The sequence below is a fragment of the Candidatus Pantoea persica genome (genome assembly GCF_013753875.1).
In the GTDB taxonomy this organism is placed as follows: domain Bacteria; phylum Pseudomonadota; class Gammaproteobacteria; order Enterobacterales; family Enterobacteriaceae; genus Pantoea; species Pantoea persica.
Map to the genome: position 1 here is coordinate 1 of NZ_SMDS01000018.1, position 20,639 is coordinate 20,639.

Genomic DNA, 20,639 nt, shown 5'->3' on the forward strand with positions numbered 1-20,639 from the left:
CGACTCAGCTGCCTGCACCTCCTGAACACCGCATTCCGTAAGCCGTTGTGCCGTGTCAGTGGAGGCGCGTTATAGGGAGTTCTTTCCGGCTGATAAGCGTTAATTCAAATCAAACTTTTTATCTGACCGCCTAATTTCCAGGCGCTGCGCAGCAATTTAGCGCAAAAGTGGTGTTTTTTGCACAAAAAAACGGGCCCGCAGGCCCGTTTCGCTTTCGACAATTACTGATGCGCGACGATTGCGCCCTCTTCGACATCCATTTCGATAGTTTTGCCCGGCACCAGCTGGCCGGAAAGTATCTGCTGCGCCAGCAGGTTTTCGATCTGCTGCTGAATAGCACGTTTCAAAGGACGCGCGCCGTAAACCGGATCGTAACCGTTTTCTCCCAACAGCTTCAGCGCGTCGTTGGAGATATGCAGCTGATAGCCGCGTTCATCCAGACGCTGATAAAGCCGCTGCAGCTGTATCTGCGCAATCAACGCGATCTGTTGTTCGCCCAGCGGATGGAACACCACCACTTCGTCGATTCGGTTAATGAACTCAGGGCGGAAATGATGACTCACGATGTTCATCACGATATTTTTCATTTCGCCATAGTTGAGCTCGCCGAAACGCTCCTGGATCAGATCGGACCCCAAGTTGGAGGTCATAATCACCACCGCGTTGCGGAAGTCTACGGTACGTCCCTGGCCATCCGTCAGACGGCCATCATCCAGCACCTGCAGCAGAATGTTGAATACATCCGGATGCGCCTTCTCCACTTCGTCCAGCAGAATCACCGAGTAAGGACGACGACGCACCGCCTCTGTCAGATAGCCGCCCTCTTCATAGCCGACATAGCCCGGAGGCGCGCCGACCAGTCGCGATACGGAGTGTTTCTCCATAAACTCCGACATATCGATACGCACCATCGCGTCATCGCTGTCAAAGAGGAAGCTCGCCAGCGCCTTGCAGAGTTCAGTCTTACCGACACCGGTTGGCCCCAGGAACAGGAACGAACCGATGGGACGATTCGGATCCGACAAGCCGGCGCGGCTGCGGCGAATCGAATTTGATACCGCCTCTACCGCTTCGTTCTGACCAATCACGCGTGCATGCAGCTCCTGCTCCATACGTAACAGCTTATCGCGCTCGCCTTCCATCATGCGCGCCACAGGAATACCGGTCCAGCGCGCCAGCACGTCGGCAATTTCAACGTCGGTCACGCGATTACGCAGCAGCTTCATCATCTTGCCTTCTGACTGCGTGGCGGCCGCCAGCTGTTTTTCCAGCGCAGGGATCTTGCCGTACTGCAGCTCAGACATCTGCGCCAGATCGCCGATTCTTCGCGCCTGCTCCAGCGACAAACGCGCCTGCTCCAGCTCGGCCTTGATACTCTGCGTGCCAGAGAGCGACGCTTTTTCCGCCTTCCACTCCTCCTCCAGCTCCGCATACTCGCGTTCTTTCTGATCGAGCTCACTTTCCAGCATCTCCAGACGTTTGATGCTGGCATCGTCAGAGTCTTTCTTCAGCGCCTGCTGTTCCAGCTTTAGCTGGATGATGCGGCGTTCAAGGCGATCCAGCGCCTCGGGCTTGGAGTCGATTTGCAGACGAATGCTGGAAGCGGCCTCATCAATCAGGTCGATGGCCTTATCCGGCAGCTGGCGATCGGCAATATAGCGATGCGACAGGGTTGCTGCTGCCACAATCGCCGGGTCGGTGATTTGCACATGGTGATGCAGCTCATAGCGCTCTTTCAGGCCGCGCAGAATCGCAATAGTGTCCTCTACGCTCGGCTCCGCGACATAGAGTTTCTGGAAGCGACGCTCCAGCGCCGCATCTTTTTCAATATACTGACGATACTCATCCAGCGTGGTGGCGCCAACGCAGTGCAGCTCGCCGCGCGCCAGCGCAGGCTTCAGCATATTGCCGGCGTCCATCGCGCCATCCGCCTTACCGGCTCCGACCATGGTGTGCAGCTCGTCGATAAACAGAATGACATTGCCTTCCTGCTTGGCCAAATCGTTGAGCACGCCTTTCAGGCGCTCTTCGAATTCACCGCGGTATTTCGCACCCGCCACCAGCGCGCCCATATCCAGCGCCAGCACGCGTCGGCCTTTCAGGCCTTCCGGCACTTCGCCATTGATGATGCGCTGCGCAAGACCTTCGACGATGGCGGTTTTACCCACGCCGGGCTCACCGATCAGCACCGGGTTGTTTTTCGTACGGCGCTGCAATACCTGAATGGTGCGGCGAATCTCTTCGTCGCGTCCGATGACTGGGTCAAGCTTGCCCTGTTCAGCGCGCTCGGTCAGGTCGATTGTGTATTTCTTTAATGCCTGGCGCTGGTCTTCAGCCCCTTGATCGTTCACGTTTTCTCCTCCACGCAGCTGTTCAATAGCCCGGGTCAGCTTATCGCTGGTCGCGCCAGCTGATTTTAGCAGATCGGCTAAAGAGCCGCGTGAGTCGAGGGCCGACAGAACAAAGAGTTCAGATGAAATAAAATTGTCGCCGCGCTTCTGCGCCAGCTTGTCGCAAAGGTTAAGAACGAGTATCAGGTCGGACGAGGGCTGGACGTCTCCTGCGCTGCCTTCTACCTGAGGCAGGCGATTGATGGCCTGTTTAATGCTGGTACGTAGCGCCGCGACGTCAACGCCGGCAGAAGCTAATAAAGGGCGAACGGATCCGCCTTCCTGATTGAGCAGCGCGCTCATCAGATGCTGTGGTTCAATAAACTGGTTGTCGTGTCCCAGAGCAAGGGACTGCGCGTCGGCAAGGGCCAGTTGGAATTTGTTGGTAAGACGATCCAGACGCATGATTCCTCCCATTACAGGTCAAAATGCTACTGGAGATTAAAATGAGGTAATCCCTCAAATTTTCAAGGTTAATGACCTGATTCTGAGCAAAAAATCCGCTGCTGGATCGTCTTGTGGCGTAAGGTTACCTCAGCCAAATCAAAGAAGCCATACGCCCGGTAGTCCCGTCGCGTCGGTAGGAGAAAAAATCATCCCTTTCATGGAAAGTGCAGCGCCGCGCCGCGCTCACCGATTTCACGCCGGCCACCTGTAAACGCTGCTGCGCCAGTAGCCAGATATCGGCGAAATACTTCGCGCCTGCCGGACGGAAGGCCTGCTTCGCGCGCGTATCTTTGGCGATAAAGGCGGCGCGAACCTCACCGCCGATCTCAAACGCTTCTGGTCCTATCGCCGGCCCAAGCCAGGTATGAATGCGGCTGGCAGGCAAGGCGAACTGCATCAGCGTCTGCTCCAGCACGCCGCCGCACAGGCCGCGCCAGCCGGCATGGGCCGCGGCGACCTCTGACCCGTCGTCAGAACAGAACAGCACGGGTAAACAATCTGCAGTCATCACCGCGCAAACCACGCCCATTTCGCGCGTGATGCAGGCATCCGCCTGTAGGCTTTCCTGTTGCGATAAAAGCAGACGCGCCACCTCCGTGCCATGCACCTGCTCCAGCCAGCGCGGCATCGCCGGCAAGTCAGCCTTTGTCACCAGACGCTGCCGGTTGGCCGCTACGTGCGCCGGATCGTCGCCGACGTGCGCGCCGAGATTAAATGTATCCCAAGGCGCCAGGCTCACGCCGCCGCGACGCAGTGTCGAGCAGGCGCGAACGTTGGCCGGCGCGGGCCAGTCCGGCAGCAGCAGGCTCATAGCCAGTCCAGCTGATCGCGGAACTCATCGGTATCGGCTTTCAATACCTCGATCAGATTAACCATGTCCTGCGGCAGCGGCGCATGCCACTCCATTCCAATGCCGGTAATCGGATGATAGAGACGCAGCATCGTCGCATGCAGCGCCTGGCGATCGAAGGCACGCAGCGTCGCGATGAACTGCTCGGAAGCGCCTTTTGGCAGACGCGGACGGCCGCCGTAAAGCGGATCGCCCACCAGCGGGTGATTGATGTGCGACATGTGCACGCGGATCTGGTGCGTACGTCCGGTTTCCAGACGCAGACGCAGACGCGTGTGCGCCCGGAAGTGCTCCATGATGCGATAGTGCGTAATCGCCGGTTTCCCCATCGGATACACCGCCATATGGGTGCGCTTTATCGAGTGACGACTGATCGGCTCGTCTACCGTGCCGCCCGCCGTCATGGTGCCAATCGCCACCGCTTCATATTCACGGGTGATTTCGCGCAGCTGCAGCGTTTCCACCAAGTGCGTCTGCGCCGGTACGGTTTTCGCTACCACCATCAGGCCGGTGGTGTCTTTATCCAGGCGATGCACGATACCGGCGCGCGGAACATCGGCAATAGCAGGATAGTGATAAAGCAGCGCGTTCAGCACCGTGCCGTCAGGGTTGCCCGCGCCGGGATGCACCACTAAATCGCGTGGCTTATTAATGACGAGGATATCGTCATCTTCATAGACGATGTTCAGCGCGATATTCTGCGCTTCCCAACGCTGCTCTTCTTCTATTTCCGCGTCGATAGCGACCTGATCGCCGCCCAGCACTTTCTCTTTGGGCTTATCGACGATCGCGCCGTTAATGCTGACGCGACGGTCCAAGATCCATTCTTTTATGCAAGAACGTGAATAATTAGAGAACAATTCCGCCAAAGTTTGATCTAAGCGTTGTCCCAGCTGCGCTTCGGAGACCGTCGCGGTGAGTTTAACTTGTTGTGCCATATACAGCTTCTTCGTTAACGTTGGGTTTTCACGGCGATGCCGTTTAATATCGTTTAATATAATGTACTATCGTACTTGGTCATTACCGGGAGCTATGCGGACAGCTTCCGCCATAACAAATTTGAGGATAACCATTTTGTCATGACGCGTATGAAATATCTGGTGGCTGCTGCCACACTGAGCCTGGCCCTTGTGGGTTGTTCCAGCTTAAAGGACACAGTACCGGACAACCCGCCTTCCGAAATCTACGCTACCGCGCAGGAAAAGCTGCAGGACGGTAACTTTAAAGCGGCGATTAAGCAACTGGAAGCACTGGACAAACGTTATCCTTTCGGTCCCTATTCTCAGCAGGTACAACTGGATTTAATCTACGCCTACTATAAAAACGTCGATCTGCCGTTGGCGCAGGCCGCGATCGATCGTTTCATGCGCCTCAACCCGACCCATCCGAATATTGACTACGTCATCTATATGCGCGGTCTGACGGATATGGCGCTGGATGGCTCCGCGCTGCAGAGCTTTTTCGGCATTGACCGTTCCGATCGCGATCCCCCCCATGTGCGCAGCGCCTTCCGCGATTTCTCGCAGTTGGTTCGTAATTACCCGAATAGCCAGTATGTAGCCGACGCGCAGAAGCGCCTGGTCTATCTGAAGAATCGTCTGGCGAAATATGAACTCTCGGTGGCACAATTCTATACCAAGCGCGAGGTCTATGTCGCGGTTGTTAACCGCGTTGAAGGCATGATGCGTGATTATCCAGATACGCAGGCCACGCGCGATGCGCTGCCGCTGATGGAAAATGCTTACCGTAAACTGCAGCTCACCGCGGAAGCGGATAAAGTGGCGAAGATTATTGCCGCCAACTGCGCAGCCTGAGTATCTCCCGATAAAGAAAAAGCAGCCGTCTGGCTGCTTTTTTTATGCGCGTAAAACCGACACTTTTTCGGTTCTGCCGCGCGACTAACTTACTACTGATTATGCCCTTCTCTTTTATCGGGTTCAAGGCTTTTGCGCATCATTCCAGGCCCTCCTCACAAAATGTCTTCCTTGACAAAAAGTGACATTTTCGTGCTCCATATCACATGTTTCATTCTTCAAAGGGCTATTCTAAACTTATCCAGACGGAAATGACAGAGGAGGTAGACTTATGATTCTGAACATTACTAGTAAACAAATGGAAATCACTGCGGCTATCCGCAACCATGTCGAAGATCGTCTCGCCAAGCTGGAAAAATGGCAAGCTCATCTGATAAACCCCCATATCGTTCTGTCCAAAGTGCCTAAAGAGTTCGTGGCTGATGCAACCATCACGACGCCAAACGGCACGCTTGTTGCCAGCGCTAAACACGAAGATATGTACACTGCCATTAACGAACTTATCGGCAAGCTGGAGCGCCAGCTGAACAAGGTTCAGCATAAGCCAGAAGCTCGCCGCGCGGCTGCAAACGTGAAAGCCTTTTCGCCGGCCAGCTAGACAACCCGTTTTTTGAATGACGCGCCTGCGGGCGCGTTTTTTATTGACAGCCTTAAATCAGTGCAGGTACTCTCAGGTCACTTCTTGAATGGAAATCAACATGAAACATCTGCCGTTTTTCTTCGCTTTCTTTTTTACCTTCCCCTGACTGGGAGGCGATTCGTCGTGTGAAAACGAAAGCGAAGACGAATAAAAAAGCCTCCCAACCGGGAGGCTTTTTTATTGGACAGCTTACAGGTGAGCCCTATGAATCCCGATAATCCTTTGCTGGCGCTGCGTGACGAAATCAGCTCCGTTGATGAGAAATTGCTGACGCTGCTGGCGGAGCGTCGCGCGCTGGCGGTGAAAGTTGCCGAAGCGAAACTGGCGACGCACCGCCCGATCCGCGATATCGAACGCGAGCGCGCACTGCTGGAGCATTTAATTGTGCTTGGCAAAAAGCATCAGCTGGATGCGCACTACATCACGCGGCTGTTTCATCAAATTATTGAAGATTCCGTGCTGACGCAGCAGGCGCTGCTGCAGAAAAACCTGAATAATGCGCACGCGCTGGCGGCGCGCATCGCCTTCCTCGGGCCGAAGGGCTCTTATTCGCATCTTGCCGCACGCCAGTACGCCGCTCGCCACTTTGACAATATGGTGGAGATCGGCTGCCTGAAGTTTCAGGACATTATTCGTCAGGTGGAAAATGGCCAGGCCGACTATGCGGTATTACCCATTGAAAACACTAGCTCCGGCTCGATTAACGACGTTTACGATCTGCTACAGCAAACCAGCCTCTCAATCGTTGGCGAGCTGACCCAGCCTATCGATCACTGCGTACTGGTCACGGGCAATACCGATCTGCAGCAGATTGAAACCGTCTACAGCCATCCGCAGCCGTTCCAGCAGTGCAGCCAGTTTATTAGCCGTTTCCCGCACTGGAAGATCGAGTACACCGAAAGCACCGCCGCCGCGATGGAGAATGTCGCCGCGTTCAACTCGCCGAAAGCGGCCGCGCTGGGCAGCGAAGCGGGTGGCAAGCTGTATCATCTACAGGTGCTGGAGCGCAACCTGGCCAATCAGCAGCAAAACCATACGCGGTTCATTGTGCTGGCGCGTAAGCCGATTGCGGTCTCCGATCAGATTCCGGCTAAAACCACGCTGCTGATGGCGACGGGCCAGCAGGCGGGCGCGCTGGTAGAGGCGCTGCTGGTGCTGCGCCAGCATAACCTCATCATGAGCAAGCTAGAGTCGCGCCCGATTAACGGCAATCCGTGGGAAGAGATGTTTTATATCGACGTGCAGGGCAACCTGGAATCGGAGAGCATGCAGCAGGCGCTGCAGGAGTTAAAAGGGCTGACCCGTATGCTGAAGGTGCTGGGATGCTATCCCGGCGAAAATATCGTGGCGGTAGAGCCGCGCAGCGCATAAACGAAAGGCATCCTGATGGATGCCTTTTTCATTTATGGCCTGCTGTCGTTAGCGGAGCGCAGCAGGCTGCGGCTTTCGACCATAAAGCGTTTGGCGTGATCGCCGAACCAGTGCTCAACGCGGTTAAAGCTGTCGATAAAAGCCTGCTTATCGCCCTGCTCCAGCAGCCCTATCGCTTCGCCGAAGCGCTGATAGTAGCGCTTAATCAGCGCCAGATTGCTTTCCGACGACATAATAATGTCTGCGTAAAGCTGAGGATCCTGGGCGAACAGGCGCCCTACCATCGCCAGCTCCAGCCGGTAAATTGGCGAGGAGAGCGCCAGCAGCTGATCGAGATTGACGTTCTCTTCCGCCAGATGCAGTCCGTAAGCGAAAGTCGCGAAGTGACGCAGCGCCTGGATAAACGCCATATTCTGGTCATGCTCGACCGCGCTGATGCGATGCAGCCGCGCGCCCCATACCTGAATCTGCTCAAGGAACCACTGATAGGCTTCCGGCTGCCGTCCGTCGCACCAGACCACCACCTGTTTCGCCAGGCTGCCGCTGTCAGGGCCGAACATAGGATGCAGTCCGAGTACCGGACCAGCATGCGCCGCCAGCATCGCCTGCAGCGGACGGTTTTTTACCGACGCTAGATCCACCAAAATGCAGTCATCTGGCAGCGGCGGCAGCTGAGCAATGACCTGCTCCGTCAGGTGAATCGGCACGCTGATGATCACCATACCGGCATCGCTCAGGATAGATGCGGCGTCGTTCCAGTCATCTTTATCCAGCGTCTTCACGCTGTAGCCTGACAGCGTCAGCATGCGGGCGAACAGGCTGCCCATCTGCCCTTTTCCGCCGACAATGACGACCGGGCGCAGCGCCGGATTCAGCGTCTTGAAGCCTTTGTCGTTTTCACTGGTATAGGATTCGCGCATAACCCGGCGCAGCACATCCTCAATCAGATCGGGTGGCACGCCGAGCACCTCCGCCTCTTTGCGACGCGACGCCAGCATCGACGCTTCACGTTCAGGGACATAGATGGGCAAGCCATAGCGGCTTTTCACTTCGCCCACTTCCGCTACCAGTTCCAGCCGTTTCGCCAGCAGATCCAGCAGCGCCTTATCGACAGTGTCTATTTGATCGCGCAGTGCGGTCAGTTCAGCCACCATTGCTCATTACACCTCGTGTGACAGACGCGCCGACAGCACCTCTTGCAGATCCTGATGCATATCACGCAGCAGCGCGGCGGTAGTTTCCCAGTTGATGCAAGCATCGGTGACGGAAACACCGTATTTCATTTCGCTGCGCGGCTGCTCGGAAGATTGATTGCCTTCATTGATGTGGCTCTCCAGCATCAGGCCAATAATCGAGCGGTTGCCATCTTTGATCTGGGCAATCGCCGATTCGGCGACGCCAGGCTGGCGGCGGTAGTCTTTGTTAGAATTGCCATGGCTGCAATCTATCATCAAGGCTGGACGCAGTCCCGCATTGCGCATCTCTTTTTCACACTGCGCGACATCTTCCGGACCATAGTTCGGCGTTTTGCCGCCGCGCAGAATCACATGTCCGTCTGGATTGCCCTGCGTCTGTAGCAGGCAAACCTGACCCGCCTGGTTGATGCCAACAAAACGATGTGGCATCGAGGCGGCGCGCATGGCGTTGATGGCGGTGCCGAGGCTGCCGTCAGTACCGTTTTTGAAGCCAACCGGCATTGAGAGTCCAGAGGCCATCTCGCGGTGAGTTTGCGACTCTGTGGTGCGCGCACCGATCGCCGACCAGCTAAAGAGATCGCCGAGGTACTGCGGACTGTTGGGATCGAGCGCTTCAGTAGCCAGCGGTAGGCCCATCTCTACTAGGTTCACCAGCAGCTGGCGCGCAATGTGCAGACCCGATTCCATATCAAACGAGTTATTCATATAGGGATCGTTGATTAACCCTTTCCAGCCCACGGTGGTACGGGGTTTTTCAAAATAGACGCGCATAACGATATAGAGCCGATCCTTTAGCTGTTCAGATAGATCTTTCAGGCGACGTGCATAATCCAGCGCAGCTTCGGTGTCATGAATAGAGCAAGGACCGCACACGATCAGCAGGCGCGGATCGCGGCCCGCAATGATGTCGGAAATTGTCTGGCGTGACGCAGCAATCTGCGCTTCCTGCTGGGCGTTCAGCGGGAATCGCGCCTTCAGCTCCTCAGGAGTGATTAAAATCTGCTCATCAGCGATATGCACATTGTTCAGCGCGTCTTTTTGCATGGCTACGATCCTTTTTTTCCTCATTATGCGGGTAAATGATCCTCTGAAAGGAGGGAGATACTTTATCATAGAGCGTAAAACAAACAACCCATTCATGTACACTTTTATTAACACAATGGCAATCCCATCCACGGTAAATATAATTTATTATATAAATTCAGTTATTTAATATATGAATTTACGCCTGAATTTATCCTCTAAGTGTAAACTTATAATTACATGCACGTTTTAGCCTTTGTAAAATCCGCCTAAGTAAGCTTGCCTTACGCCTCTTTCAATTGGATAGCCTATGCCTTGTCCCTCCATTCAATTACACCCGTTTACCCCGGCCGATATAGCGGCGTTTACCGCTGCCGTTAATGCCTCGCTGGATACGCTGCTGCCCTGAATGGCATGGGCGTATCCTGATATATCAATCTGAGGAAGCCGCCAGCTGGATTGCCTTTACGCAGCAGCAGCGAGAAAAAGGCGAAGCGGAGGAGTTCGCCATCGTTGACGCTGATGATCGGTTACTGGGCGGCGCCGGGATCCGCTTTACTCGCGCGCCTGGCCAGTTTGCCGGTATTGGGTGCGCAGCGGCAGGGGGATCGCCAGCCGCGCGATGGCAGAACGCTGCGGCGCACGTTTTATAGATATGCGTTACGGGTTGATTATCTTGCAGAGCGGGCCTGTTAATACGGCCATTTATCACTGCCGACGCCCATAATACGGCCATAAAAAAAAGGGGCTAGCACCACGCCAACCCCTTGCTTGCTATTAACTTTTAGATGTCGCGTTAGCGATACCTTAGTTAAGACGCTCTTTGATACGAGCAGACTTACCAGTACGCTCACGCAGGTAGTACAGTTTGGCTTTACGCACAGCGCCACGACGTTTGACAGCGATGCTGTCGATGACCGGAGAGTGAGTCTGGAAGACACGCTCAACGCCTTCGCCGTTAGAAATCTTGCGAACAGTGAATGCAGAGTGCAGACCGCGGTTACGAATAGCGATAACCACGCCCTCGAATGCCTGCAGACGTTTCTTAGAACCTTCAACGACCCATACTTTCACTTCCACGGTATCACCCGGACGGAAGGAAGGTACGTCCTGTTTCATCTGCTCTTGTTCAAGTTGCTTGATAATGTTGCTCATAATTAAATCTCTTATCCTGGGTAAACTGATAGTTGCGGTAGATTACTCTGCCGCCTCATCGTTTTGTTGCTGCTGTTCCAGCTGGAACGCTTTCAGCAACCTTGCTTGCTCTTCAGTCAGAGCCAGGTTTTCCAGAAGTTCAGGTCTTCTTAGCCAGGTCCGGCCCAGCGACTGTTGCAGGCGCCAGCAGCGAATCTCTGCATGGTTGCCGGACAGTAACACTGCCGGTACCTCCATGCCTTCCAGCACTTTAGGTCGGGTATAGTGCGGGCAGTCCAGCAAACCGTCAGAGAACGAATCCTCATCGGCCGACGCCTGTTTGCCCAGTACGCCGGGAATTAACCGGGCGACTGAATCAATCATCGTCATGGCTGGCAGCTCACCGCCGCTGAGTATGTAATCGCCGATTGACCACTCTTCATCAATTTCGGTTTGAATCACGCGCTCATCAATACCTTCGTAGCGACCGCAGACCAGAATCAGCTTCTGCTGCGTCGCCAGTTCGCAAACGCCCTGTTGGTCAAGTTTGCGTCCCTGAGGTGACAGATAGATCACCCTGGCCCCTTCTCCCGCCGCCACTTTCGCTGCGTGGATTGCATCCCGTAAGGGCTGCACCATCATCAGCATTCCCGGTCCGCCGCCGTATGGACGATCGTCCACCGTGCGGTGCCGGTCGTGAGCAAAGTCGCGAGGACTCCAGCTCTCGATGCTGAGCAGGCCATTTTTTACTGCCCGGCCAGTTACCCCGTAATCGGTCATAGCACGAAACATCTCTGGAAAGAGGCTAATAACACCAATCCACATCGTTCTCGCCGTTACATTACCTTGTGATTCGGAGATCAAAAACTAAGATCCCAGTCTACTTCAATGACGCCAGTAGCGAGATCGACTTTCTTGATAACCTGTTCATCAAGAAACGGTATTAACCGCTCCTTCACACCGAACGCATCTTTCAGGTTTGCCTTCACGACGAGGACGTCGTTCGAGCCGGTCTCCATCATATCGATAACTTTGCCCATCTCGTAACCGTCGACGTTGACCACCTGGCAACCCATTAGGTCTTTCCAGTAGTAGTCGCCATCGTTCAGTTCCGGCAGCTGCGTCGAGTCGACCATGATTTCGCAATTGGTCAACTGCGTCGCCGCATCCCGATCGTCAATGCCTTTGACTTTGATGATCAGGTCCTGATTGTGATGCCGCCAACTTTCCAGCTCAACCTGCTGCCATTTACCGGCGCGCTGAATGAACCAGGGTTGGTAGTCGAAGATACTTTCGGCCACTTCGGTGGAGGAAAACACTTTGAGCCAGCCACGAATGCCGTAGGCAGCGCCCATTTTGCCTAGTACAAGGGGCTTAACGGGAGCCTGTGCGGCAATTTCTTTGCTCATGCTCACCACCGTGACAGATTAAGCTACTTTTTTTTTTTGCTTTTTTGATCAGCGCGTTAACGCGATCGGAAAGCGTTGCGCCCTGGCCAACCCAGTGTTCGATGCGGTCCAGATCTAGACGCAGCGTTTCAGCCTGACCAGAAGCGATCGGGTTAAAGAAGCCTACGCGCTCAATGAAACGACCGTTACGTGCATTGCGGCTGTCAGTAATGACGACCTGATAAAACGGACGCTTTTTCGCGCCGTGACGTGCCAAACGAATTGTTACCATAACATCCTCTTCAAGTTAATAAAACAATCGGGCCCCATCGAGGAACGGGGCCCGGGTGCTGTATAAAAAGCCCGGGATTTTTACTCATTTCGGCGCAAAAAGCAACCTGTAAGCGTAACCTTTCGGGCTTTTACTGTCGAACGCTTAGCATCCGGGGAATCCTGGCGGCATCATGCCTTTCATACTGCGCATCATTTTCGCCATGCCGCCCTTCTTCATTTTCTTCATCATGCGCTGCATGTCGTCGAACTGTTTAAGCAGGCGGTTAACGTCCTGCACCTGCATGCCGGAACCCACGGCGATGCGGCGCTTGCGCGAACCTTTGATAATTTCCGGTTTCTCGCGCTCTTTGCGCGTCATGGAGTTGATAATCGCCTCCATACGCACCAGCACTTTGTCGTCCATCTGCGACTTAACGTTGTCCGGCAACTGGCCTATGCCCGGCAGCTTGCCCATCAGGCTCGCCATGCCGCCCATATTGCGCATCTGCTTGAGCTGCTCAAGAAAATCGTTGAGGTCGAAGCCGTCGCCAGTTTTAAGTTTCTTCGCCAGCTTTTCCGCCTGATCGCGGTCAACTTTGCTCTCGATATCTTCGATCAGCGACAGCACGTCGCCCATGCCGAGAATACGCGAGGCTATACGATCGGGATAGAACGGCTCCAGCGCCTCGGTCTTCTCGCCGACGCCCATGAACTTGATCGGCTTGCCGGTAATGTGACGAATCGAGAGCGCCGCACCGCCGCGCGCGTCACCGTCGACCTTGGTCAGGATGACGCCAGTCAGCGGCAGCGCTTCGTTAAAGGCTTTCGCGGTATTCGCCGCATCCTGACCGGTCATGGCATCGACCACAAACAGCGTCTCGACCGGATTAATCGCGGCGTGCACCTGTTTGATTTCGTCCATCATCGCTTCGTCAACGTGCAGACGACCGGCGGTATCCACCAGCAGCACGTCGTAGAACTGCAGCTTTGCCTCTTTCAGCGCGTTTTTAACAATATCGACCGGCTTCTGACTGAGATCGGAGGGGCAGAAATCGACGCCGACCTGCTGCGCCAGCGTCTTGAGCTGTTTGATCGCCGCCGGGCGATAGACGTCCGCGGAGACGACCAGCACTTTATTCTTGTGCTTTTCGCGCAGGAATTTACCCAGTTTACCGACGCTGGTGGTTTTACCCGCGCCCTGCAGACCCGCCATCAGCACCACGGCCGGCGGCTGCGCGGCCAAGTTAAGCGCTTTGTTGTCCGCGCCCATCGCCGTAACCAGCTCGTTGCGGACGATTTTGATAAGTTCCTGACCGGGCGTCAGGCTTTTGTTAACATCCTGACCTATCGCGCTCTCTTTGACGCGGTTGATAAAGTCGCGCACCACCGGCAGTGCGACGTCCGCCTCCAGCAGCGCCATGCGCACTTCGCGCAGCGTGTCTTTGATGTTGTCTTCGGTCAGCCTTCCGCGGCCGCTGATATTGCGCAGGGTTTGCGACAAACGATCGGTTAAATTATCAAACATGGTCTCTCACTTTCAGAAAAATCGCGAGGCGCCTGATCGGCATAATGCAGCAGATTATAACACGAAGCTGCAGCGATCTCTGCAATTGCGCCTCAGATCGGTTGGAGGTGGCAGCTGCTGGCGCTATACTGCTCTTTTCCTTTTTATCTGACTGATACCTATGATCTATGTCCGTTTTCTCGCTCCTGGCGCTGTTCGCCTACTCCCTGAGTCTTGCACTGATTATTCCCAGCCTGCTGAAACGCAACAGCGGATGGCGGCGAATGGCGGTGCTTTCTGCCTGCGTCGCGCTGGTGGCGCATGCCGTGGCGCTGCAGCAGCGGATCTTCTCGGGCTACAGCGGACAAAACCTCAGCCTGTTGAATATCGGCTCGCTGGTAAGTCTGCTGATCTGCGCCATCATGACCATTGTCGCCTCGCGCAATCGGGGATGGCTGCTGCTGCCGATCGTCTACAGCTTTGCGCTGATCAATCTTGCGTTCGCCACCTTTGTGCCGAACACCTTTATCATCCACCTGGAAACCACGCCGGGCATGATGATCCATATCGGCCTGTCGCTATTCGCCTATGCGACACTGATTATCGCCGCACTCTACGCGCTGCAGCTGGCATGGATCGACTATCAGCTAAAAAACAAAAAGCTGGCGTTTACCCAGGATATGCCGCCGCTGCTGAGCATCGAGCGCAAAATGTTTCATATCACTCAGGTCGGCGTGGTGCTGCTGACGCTAGTGCTCTGCACCGGCCTGTTTTATATGCATAATCTGTTCAGCGCCGAGAATGTGGATAAGGCGGTGCTCTCGATCCTCGCCTGGTTCGTCTATATCGTTTTGCTGTGGGGGCACTATCATAAAGGCTGGCGCGGTCGTCGCGTAGTGTGGTTTAACTGCGGCGGCGCGCTGCTGTTGACCATGGCCTATTTCGGCAGCCGTATTTTACAGCATCTGCTTACTCACTCCTCTTAATAAAAGGAACACCTGCGTTGGAACCGGTTTCAACCATCCCCCTCATTATTATTCTGGTCGTTATGGTGCTGGTTTCCGCCTGGTTCGCCGGGTCGGAAACCGGCATGATGACGCTTAACCGCTATAAGCTGCGCAATCAGGCGAAAAACGGCAGCCGCGCTGCCCGCCGAGTGGAAAAGCTGCTGCGTCGCCCCGATCGCCTGCTCAGCCTGGTGCTGATCGGCAATAACCTGGTGAATATTCTGGCTTCCGCGCTTGCTACCATCGTGGGAATGCGTCTGCATGGCGACGAGGGCGTCGCGGTTGCTACAGGCATCCTGACTTTTGTGGTACTGGTGTTTGCAGAGGTGCAGCCGAAAACCGTAGCGGCTCTCTATCCCGAGCATGTCGCTTTCCCAGCAGCCTGCTGCTAGGAGCGTTGCAGATTGTTATGTCGCCGCTGGTCTGGCTGCTGAACACCATAACGCGCCTGCTGATGCGCATGGCTGGCATTAAAACCCAGGGTGCCACCAGTTGGGCGCTGAGCAAAGAGGAGCTGCACACCATCGTCTACGAGTCGCGTAGTCTGATGTCGCGGCGTAATCAGAACATGCTGCTGTCGGTGCTCGATCTGGAGAAGGTCAGCGTTGACGATATTATGATTTCAATAAAGAGATGCTGCTGCGCGCGACAAATGAGATTTATTATGTGCCGGAAGGCACGCCGCTTAACGTTCAGCTGGTGAAATTTCAGCGCAACAAGAAAAAGGTCGGCCTGGTGTTCGATGAGTATGGGGATATTAAAGGCCTGGTGACTATCGAAGATATCCTTGAGAAGATCGTTGGCAACTTCACCGCCTCGATGTCGCCGACGCTGGCGGAAGAAGTGATGCCGCAGAACGATGGCTCCGACCTGGTAGAAGGCAGCGCCAATGTGCGCGAAATCAACAAAGCCTTTAACTGGCATCTGCCGGAGCAAGAGGCGCGAACCATCAACGGCATGCTACTGGAGGCGCTACAGGAGATCCCGGAAATCAACACGCGCATCGAGGTCTCTAACTACGCCATCAATATTCTCGACGTGCAGGAAAATATGGTGAAGCAGGTGCGCATTACCCCTCAGACGCCATTAAAAGCCTCCATCGGCTCCTGAACCGCGCCCATAAAAAAACGCCGCAGTGATGCGGCGTTTTTTTCAGTCGTCAGCCACTAGATATGCAGCGCCTGCAGCTTCTCTTGCGGCAGTTTCAGATCTTCGTTGCGGTTGACGCCGATATTATGTGCCAGCACGTTGCGCGCAATCTGCTGCGCTTCGTACAGCGAGTGCAGCTTGTAGCTGCCGCACTGATATTCGTTCAGCTCCGGGATCTGGTTCTGCTCCTTAACCTTCAGAACATCTTCCATCGCCCCTTTCCAAGCGCTGGCGACACGCTGTTCGTCCGGCGTGCCGATCAGGCTCATATAGAAACCGGTACGGCATCCCATCGGGGAGATATCGACGATTTCTACGCCGTCGCCGTTGAGGTGGTCACGCATAAAACCGGCAAACAGATGCTCCAGCGTATGGATACCGCGCTCGGTAAGGATCTCTTTGTTCGGACGGCAGAAACGCAGGTCAAAAACGGTGATGGAATCGCCATGCGGAGTCTTCATGGTCTTCGCAACACGCACTGCGGGCGCGGCCATAATAGTATGGTCAACGGTAAAACTGTCCAGTAGTGGCATACGTCACCTCCTGTTTTGAGAATTTTTTTATAAACGATGAAACTTTTCTGTTCTCCCAGCGTCTATATATGAAAGACGCGCATTTATCATCATCATCATCTCTGACAACAGGGATGCTGATTTGGCCACATTCGTGTGGCCTTTTTCTTTTCTAGCCTTCGCGACCGGCAAGATACGCCTCAAAATCCAGCGTGTCGCTCTCTTCCAGCGCTTTTTGCGCCGCAACCGACTCAAGCGCCTGTCGCATAAATTCCTCTTCGCTGATCACTTCCAGCGGCTCTCCGCACAGCATATGACGATACTTCTCCGCCAATGCGATGCCCGTACCGGCCATGCCGTTTTCTTTGATGGCCTGCAGAATGCGCGCCGAGTAGGTTAGCTCAGGATCGTCGAAGGATGCGACCAGTTGATCGCACACCTGTTGATATTGCGTGCTGCCCTGATTGCTGTCGAGCACTTCTGCCACGCAGTGCAGATCGGCGAACAGCGCTTTGCCAACGTCGATCAGTGGATGTTCGGTCTCGCTGCAGCCAACGGAGATAGTCTGATTCGGCTTGCACCCTTCCAGCACGACGCGATTCCAGTTTTTACTGCTGCACAACAGTTCATCAGCGCTCATTTCGGGCGCGTCGGCCAGCGTACACCAGATCAGAAACAGGTCGAGGAAACACACCTGGGTCGCATCGACGCCGGTTGCAGAGAACGGGTTGATATCTAGCGAGCGGACTTCGATATATTCGATACCGCCACGCAGCAGCGCATCGGACGGCGCCTCGCCCGACCGCGTCACCCGTTTTGGGCGAATCGGCGCATAGAGCTCATTCTCAATCTGCAAGACGTTGGTATTCAGCTGCAGCCAGTTGCCGTCTGCGTCTTTGGTCCCCATCGCGGCATACTCGTCCGACGGTGTTTTAATCGCGGCCTTAAGAGCCTTGACGTAGCCTTCCAGCGAGTTGAAGGTAATGCCGAGACCGCTCTGCGACTTATTGGTGTAGCCCAGATCGCTGAGGCGCAGCGAGGTGGCGTAGGGCAGCCACAGCGTCTCTTTGCCGTCGGTTTCAAAGGGCAGCTTGCTTTCGCGCCCCTGCAGGAAGCTGGAGCTGATGGCTGGCGAGGCGCCGAACAAATAGGGGATCACCCAGCCAAAACGGTAGTAGTTGCGAATCAGGCGCAGATAGCCGGCGGAGATAGTTTCTTTCCCGCTCTCGGCGTCTTTCACGTCTGCCCACTCTTGCCAGAAGTTGAGCGGCAGCGAAAAGTTGTAGTGAATGCCGGAAATGGTCTGCATCAGCACGCCGTAGCGATTTTTCAGCCCCTGACGATAGAGCGTCTTCATGCGGCCAATGTTGGAGCTGCCATACTGCGCCAGTTCAATGCGATCGGCGTCGTCGATCAAACAGGGCATGCTGAAGGGCCACATCCGCTCGTCGCCAAGCTCGCGCGCGACGTGGCGGTGGATGTCGCGCAGGAACGTCAGCATATGATCGATATTGCGATCGACCGGCGTGATAAATTCCAGCAGCGTTTCGGCAAAATCTGTGGTGATCCAGTCATGCTTGAGTGCCGATCCCAGTGATTCGGGATGGCCGCTGTCAGCCAAGTGACCATTAGGCTTTACGCGCAGCGTCTCGCGTTCAATACCGCGGCCAATGCCTTTCAGGGCATTGGGGTGCGCCTCCAGCCAGGAGAGCGCTTTAGATACGTCCGGGATCACATTAACCTCCCGCTGGGACAATAATTTATTTTTGTTCAGCATAATGTTAACCCCCTAGCCTCGAATCTGTGCGAATCAATACCGCCATTGCAAACCTTTCAAGGTGGCGGTCGCGATAACGATATAACGCAGTGTTTTCCCGACGGCGAGAAACAGCAGGACCGGAAGCCAGGCAAAGCGCAACCAGCCTGCCAGTACGCAAAGCAGGTCGCCAATCACCGGCACAGCCAGCTGAACAGCAGCACAGCAGGTCCTAGTCGGTTCAACCACGTTATTGCTGTGTCATGCCATCGCCCCTGCCGTTTCAGCGGCAGCAGGCGACCAAGAAAAATATTGGTCAAACCGCCCAGCGTATTGCCCACTGATGCGGCGATAATCAAACTATAAACGGACGCCTTTTTTGCCAGCAGCAACGCAATCAGCAGCGCTTCGGAACTGCCAGGCAGCAGCGTCGCGCTCAGAAAGCTGCTGCCCAGCAGAGAAGCGAGCGCCAGCGCGTCGCTCACAGTAAGCGCACGTCTACGACATCCATACCGGCCGATTTCGCCGCCTGCACGCCGAAATCGGCGTCTTCAAATACCACGCAGCGCGCCGGATCCACGCCCATCAGCGCGGCGCAGCGTAAAAAGGTATCGGGTCCAGGCTTATGCCGCTCGACGTCATCCACGCCGACCACGGCGGTGAAAAGCTGCCGCACGCCCAGCTGATTGAGCAGCGCATCCGCCATGCTGTGTTCACTGCCGGTGCCGACCGCCATAGGACGTTTTCCGTGATAGGCCTTGACCACCTCCATGAGCGGAAGCGGCCGGACATTCTCCAGCAGTATCGCTTTAACCGCGGCGGTTTTCTCTGCGGCCAGCACGTGCGGATCCTGTGAAGAGTGGTTTGTTTCGATAATAAACTGCGCGAGGCGCCAGAGCTGGGCGCGCCGTTGAAGCCGACCATGCGCGATTTGTCCAGAGTCAGTCCATAGCGTTCTAGCACCTGATGCCACGCTTCTCGATGTGTCGGCTCGGTATCTAAAATCGTGCCGTCCATATCGAAAATCAGTGCGTCATATTGATCGTACATTACCACTCCGGACCTTCAACAAATGTGCCCTTACTTTAGCGTAATGCGCCCAGGTTGTCGCCAGGTGGCATGAACAGCAAATGCTTTGAAAGCATTAGCAATTTTTCTTTTCAGAAAAAGGTGATCGGGCGATGCCGGGCGTAATTGCCGGAAATGTCAGTAGGTTTGGCTTTTGTCGCAGGGGAAAAAGGTAAGCGCGCAAGAAGTATAAAACGGGTTGGAAAAGGGGTCAGGCATATTCGGTCGGAGGATGGAAACAGAGTGTGGGTATCCGGGAGGATGACTCGGCTGTTGCCTCGCGCTGCGGGTTATTGTTGACGCAATGGTTTCTTCCCTCGAACTGCCTAGCGCTACGCGTTGCCATGTCAGGTCGAAGCAGAGTATTTGTAACGAGAAAGGTGGTGCATCCGGGAGGATTCGAACCTCCGACCGCTCGGTTCGTAGCCGAGTACTCTATCCAGCTGAGCTACGGATGCATGGGAAAATGGCGGTGAGGCGGGGATTCGAACCCCGGATGCAGCTTTTGACCGCATACTCCCTTAGCAGGGGAGCGCCTTCAGCCTCTCGGCCACCTCACCTTACGCGTTCTCCCGACCTGTGCGTCTGAACTTTGTGTCCGCTCATCGGCACTGCGTGGCGCACATATTACTTTCCCGCACTTATAAGTCAAACAATTTTTCCCGGTTTTCGATCGTTTGCACAAATGACGCTCAATTGACGCGATTTCACGGCAAAAAGAGTTATTTATCAACAATGAAAGCGGTTGCAGATGAAAATCAAACGAGAAAAATCGGGAAGGAATAGCGCGAAGGAAAGCTGTCGCGCCTCGCAGAATCATGCGAGGCGCTGAATCCGTTAGTAACTCGTTTGCTGAGTTTTTTCGGCCTGAATGCGCTGATAAATCTCTTCGCGATGCACTGAGACCTCTTTCGGCGCGTTCACACCGATACGAACCTGGTTACCTTTCACACCCAGCACCGTTACAGTTACCTCATCGCCAATCATGAGGGTTTCACCAACTCGACGAGTTAGAATAAGCATTCTTTGCTCCTTGAAAGATTAAAAGAGTCGGGCTCTGTTCGGGCTCCCGGCATCATCCATCATTTAACGCTGAACATTGACTATGACAAATACA

Annotated in this window: 18 protein-coding genes, 2 tRNA genes, 4 pseudogenes and 1 other annotated feature; of the genes and pseudogenes, 7 read left to right on the forward strand and 17 right to left on the reverse strand. The window is 54.9% G+C overall.

What is annotated here, in order from left to right; translation table 11 throughout:
- Window positions 1-221 precede the first annotated feature (221 nt).
- From clpB to rluD, 3 genes are all read right to left on the reverse strand, one after another.
- Window positions 222-2,795, reverse strand: a complete 2,574-nt coding sequence (clpB, locus tag EIO60_RS08820; protein WP_258576563.1) for an ATP-dependent chaperone ClpB — start codon at window positions 2,793-2,795, stop codon at window positions 222-224.
- 124 nt (window positions 2,796-2,919) lie between these two features.
- Window positions 2,920-3,648, reverse strand: a complete 729-nt coding sequence (gene yfiH / locus EIO60_RS08825; protein WP_258576564.1) for a purine nucleoside phosphorylase YfiH — start codon at window positions 3,646-3,648, stop codon at window positions 2,920-2,922.
- Window positions 3,645-4,625: a 23S rRNA pseudouridine(1911/1915/1917) synthase RluD gene (gene rluD, locus EIO60_RS08830; protein ID WP_258576565.1), complete on the reverse strand. Its 981-nt coding sequence runs from the start codon at window positions 4,623-4,625 to the stop codon at window positions 3,645-3,647. The genes yfiH and rluD overlap by 4 nt, the downstream gene beginning before the upstream one ends.
- 141 nt (window positions 4,626-4,766) lie before the next feature.
- On the opposite strand from rluD, the gene bamD reads away from it, so the two are divergent.
- The 4 genes from bamD (at window position 4,767) to pheA (ending at window position 7,512) form a co-directional block, all read left to right on the forward strand.
- On the forward strand, window positions 4,767-5,501 hold the full coding sequence (bamD, locus tag EIO60_RS08835) for an outer membrane protein assembly factor BamD (protein ID WP_258576761.1): 735 nt from the start codon (window positions 4,767-4,769) through the stop codon (window positions 5,499-5,501).
- Window positions 5,502-5,772: 271 nt separating this feature from the next.
- Window positions 5,773-6,099 (forward strand): ribosome-associated translation inhibitor RaiA, encoded by a 327-nt coding sequence (gene raiA / locus EIO60_RS08840; RefSeq protein ID WP_258576566.1) that lies wholly within the window; start codon window positions 5,773-5,775, stop codon window positions 6,097-6,099.
- Window positions 6,100-6,198: 99 nt separating this feature from the next.
- Window positions 6,199-6,323: a sequence feature (Phe leader region), on the forward strand.
- Complete coding sequence (gene pheL / locus EIO60_RS08845; RefSeq protein ID WP_100703679.1) at window positions 6,200-6,247, forward strand: pheA operon leader peptide PheL; 48 nt, start codon at window positions 6,200-6,202, stop codon at window positions 6,245-6,247. It overlaps the preceding feature by 48 nt.
- A gap of 22 nt (window positions 6,324-6,345) precedes the next feature.
- Entirely contained in the window at window positions 6,346-7,512 is a 1,167-nt protein-coding gene (pheA, locus tag EIO60_RS08850) for a bifunctional chorismate mutase/prephenate dehydratase (RefSeq protein WP_258576567.1), read from the forward strand.
- Window positions 7,513-7,544: 32 nt separating this feature from the next.
- Here the strand turns inward: pheA and tyrA are convergent, their stop codons facing one another.
- The gene (gene tyrA / locus EIO60_RS08855) at window positions 7,545-8,666 is read right to left on the reverse strand and encodes a bifunctional chorismate mutase/prephenate dehydrogenase (protein WP_258576568.1); all 1,122 of its coding nucleotides are present in this window, start codon (window positions 8,664-8,666) and stop codon (window positions 7,545-7,547) included.
- A gap of 6 nt (window positions 8,667-8,672) precedes the next feature.
- Entirely contained in the window at window positions 8,673-9,752 is a 1,080-nt protein-coding gene (locus EIO60_RS08860; protein WP_258576569.1) for a 3-deoxy-7-phosphoheptulonate synthase, read from the reverse strand.
- A gap of 289 nt (window positions 9,753-10,041) precedes the next feature.
- Between EIO60_RS08860 and EIO60_RS08865 the strand changes: the two are divergent.
- A pseudogene (locus EIO60_RS08865) lies at window positions 10,042-10,458 on the forward strand (GNAT family N-acetyltransferase).
- 80 nt (window positions 10,459-10,538) lie between these two features.
- Here EIO60_RS08865 and rplS read toward each other — a convergent pair.
- The 5 genes from rplS to ffh form a co-directional block, all read right to left on the reverse strand.
- Complete coding sequence (rplS, locus tag EIO60_RS08870; protein WP_258576570.1) at window positions 10,539-10,886, reverse strand: 50S ribosomal protein L19; 348 nt, start codon at window positions 10,884-10,886, stop codon at window positions 10,539-10,541.
- Between the two features lie 42 nt (window positions 10,887-10,928).
- Window positions 10,929-11,690 (reverse strand): tRNA (guanosine(37)-N1)-methyltransferase TrmD, encoded by a 762-nt coding sequence (gene trmD / locus EIO60_RS08875; protein WP_258576571.1) that lies wholly within the window; start codon window positions 11,688-11,690, stop codon window positions 10,929-10,931.
- Window positions 11,691-11,725: 35 nt separating this feature from the next.
- Window positions 11,726-12,274 carry a ribosome maturation factor RimM gene (gene rimM, locus EIO60_RS08880; RefSeq protein WP_258576572.1) on the reverse strand — a complete coding sequence of 183 codons (549 nt, stop codon included), beginning with the start codon at window positions 12,272-12,274 and terminating at the stop codon, window positions 11,726-11,728.
- Window positions 12,240-12,545: a 30S ribosomal protein S16 gene (gene rpsP, locus EIO60_RS08885; RefSeq protein WP_258576573.1), complete on the reverse strand. Its 306-nt coding sequence runs from the start codon at window positions 12,543-12,545 to the stop codon at window positions 12,240-12,242. The genes rimM and rpsP overlap by 35 nt, the downstream gene beginning before the upstream one ends.
- 144 nt (window positions 12,546-12,689) lie before the next feature.
- A complete protein-coding gene (gene ffh, locus EIO60_RS08890) occupies window positions 12,690-14,051 on the reverse strand; it encodes a signal recognition particle protein (RefSeq protein ID WP_258576574.1) in 1,362 nt (453 codons plus the stop codon).
- A gap of 167 nt (window positions 14,052-14,218) precedes the next feature.
- Here ffh and EIO60_RS08895 point away from each other — a divergent pair, with 167 nt between their 5' ends.
- Together EIO60_RS08895 and EIO60_RS08900 are read left to right on the forward strand one after the other, a co-directional pair.
- Window positions 14,219-15,016 carry a cytochrome C assembly family protein gene (locus EIO60_RS08895; protein ID WP_258576575.1) on the forward strand — a complete coding sequence of 266 codons (798 nt, stop codon included), beginning with the start codon at window positions 14,219-14,221 and terminating at the stop codon, window positions 15,014-15,016.
- Window positions 15,017-15,033: 17 nt separating this feature from the next.
- A pseudogene (locus EIO60_RS08900) lies at window positions 15,034-16,147 on the forward strand (CNNM domain-containing protein).
- A 56-nt stretch (window positions 16,148-16,203) separates the two neighbouring features.
- Here EIO60_RS08900 and luxS read toward each other — a convergent pair.
- From luxS to csrA, 7 genes and pseudogenes are all read right to left on the reverse strand, one after another.
- Complete coding sequence (gene luxS / locus EIO60_RS08905; RefSeq protein WP_258576576.1) at window positions 16,204-16,719, reverse strand: S-ribosylhomocysteine lyase; 516 nt, start codon at window positions 16,717-16,719, stop codon at window positions 16,204-16,206.
- 151 nt (window positions 16,720-16,870) lie between these two features.
- Window positions 16,871-18,475, reverse strand: a complete 1,605-nt coding sequence (gene gshA, locus EIO60_RS08910) for a glutamate--cysteine ligase (RefSeq protein WP_258576577.1) — start codon at window positions 18,473-18,475, stop codon at window positions 16,871-16,873.
- Between the two features lie 33 nt (window positions 18,476-18,508).
- Window positions 18,509-18,939, reverse strand: a pseudogene (locus tag EIO60_RS08915) (YqaA family protein).
- A pseudogene (gene yqaB, locus EIO60_RS08920) lies at window positions 18,936-19,504 on the reverse strand (fructose-1-phosphate/6-phosphogluconate phosphatase). The pseudogenes EIO60_RS08915 and yqaB overlap by 4 nt, the downstream one beginning before the upstream one ends.
- 399 nt (window positions 19,505-19,903) lie before the next feature.
- Window positions 19,904-19,980 (reverse strand) — tRNA-Arg (locus EIO60_RS08925).
- Between the two features lie 9 nt (window positions 19,981-19,989).
- A tRNA-Ser gene (locus EIO60_RS08930) sits at window positions 19,990-20,082 on the reverse strand.
- Between the two features lie 277 nt (window positions 20,083-20,359).
- Window positions 20,360-20,545, reverse strand: coding sequence for a carbon storage regulator CsrA (gene csrA, locus EIO60_RS08935; protein ID WP_004155916.1), 186 nt, complete (start codon window positions 20,543-20,545; stop codon window positions 20,360-20,362).
- Between the last annotated feature and the right edge of the window lie 94 nt (window positions 20,546-20,639).

Coding starts and splice junctions, on each gene's coding strand:
- clpB (WP_258576563.1), bottom strand. CDS start 2,795: ATGCGTCTGGATCGTCTTACCAACAAATTCCAACTGGCCCTTGCCGAC.
- yfiH (WP_258576564.1), bottom strand. CDS start 3,648: ATGAGCCTGCTGCTGCCGGACTGGCCCGCGCCGGCCAACGTTCGCGCC.
- rluD (WP_258576565.1), bottom strand. CDS start 4,625: ATGGCACAACAAGTTAAACTCACCGCGACGGTCTCCGAAGCGCAGCTG.
- bamD (WP_258576761.1), top strand. CDS start 4,767: ATGACGCGTATGAAATATCTGGTGGCTGCTGCCACACTGAGCCTGGCC.
- raiA (WP_258576566.1), top strand. CDS start 5,773: ATGATTCTGAACATTACTAGTAAACAAATGGAAATCACTGCGGCTATC.
- pheA (WP_258576567.1), top strand. CDS start 6,346: ATGAATCCCGATAATCCTTTGCTGGCGCTGCGTGACGAAATCAGCTCC.
- tyrA (WP_258576568.1), bottom strand. CDS start 8,666: ATGGTGGCTGAACTGACCGCACTGCGCGATCAAATAGACACTGTCGAT.
- EIO60_RS08860 (WP_258576569.1), bottom strand. CDS start 9,752: ATGCAAAAAGACGCGCTGAACAATGTGCATATCGCTGATGAGCAGATT.
- rplS (WP_258576570.1), bottom strand. CDS start 10,886: ATGAGCAACATTATCAAGCAACTTGAACAAGAGCAGATGAAACAGGAC.
- trmD (WP_258576571.1), bottom strand. CDS start 11,690: ATGTGGATTGGTGTTATTAGCCTCTTTCCAGAGATGTTTCGTGCTATG.
- rimM (WP_258576572.1), bottom strand. CDS start 12,274: ATGAGCAAAGAAATTGCCGCACAGGCTCCCGTTAAGCCCCTTGTACTA.
- rpsP (WP_258576573.1), bottom strand. CDS start 12,545: ATGGTAACAATTCGTTTGGCACGTCACGGCGCGAAAAAGCGTCCGTTT.
- ffh (WP_258576574.1), bottom strand. CDS start 14,051: ATGTTTGATAATTTAACCGATCGTTTGTCGCAAACCCTGCGCAATATC.
- EIO60_RS08895 (WP_258576575.1), top strand. CDS start 14,219: ATGTCCGTTTTCTCGCTCCTGGCGCTGTTCGCCTACTCCCTGAGTCTT.
- luxS (WP_258576576.1), bottom strand. CDS start 16,719: ATGCCACTACTGGACAGTTTTACCGTTGACCATACTATTATGGCCGCG.
- gshA (WP_258576577.1), bottom strand. CDS start 18,475: ATGCTGAACAAAAATAAATTATTGTCCCAGCGGGAGGTTAATGTGATC.
- csrA (WP_004155916.1), bottom strand. CDS start 20,545: ATGCTTATTCTAACTCGTCGAGTTGGTGAAACCCTCATGATTGGCGAT.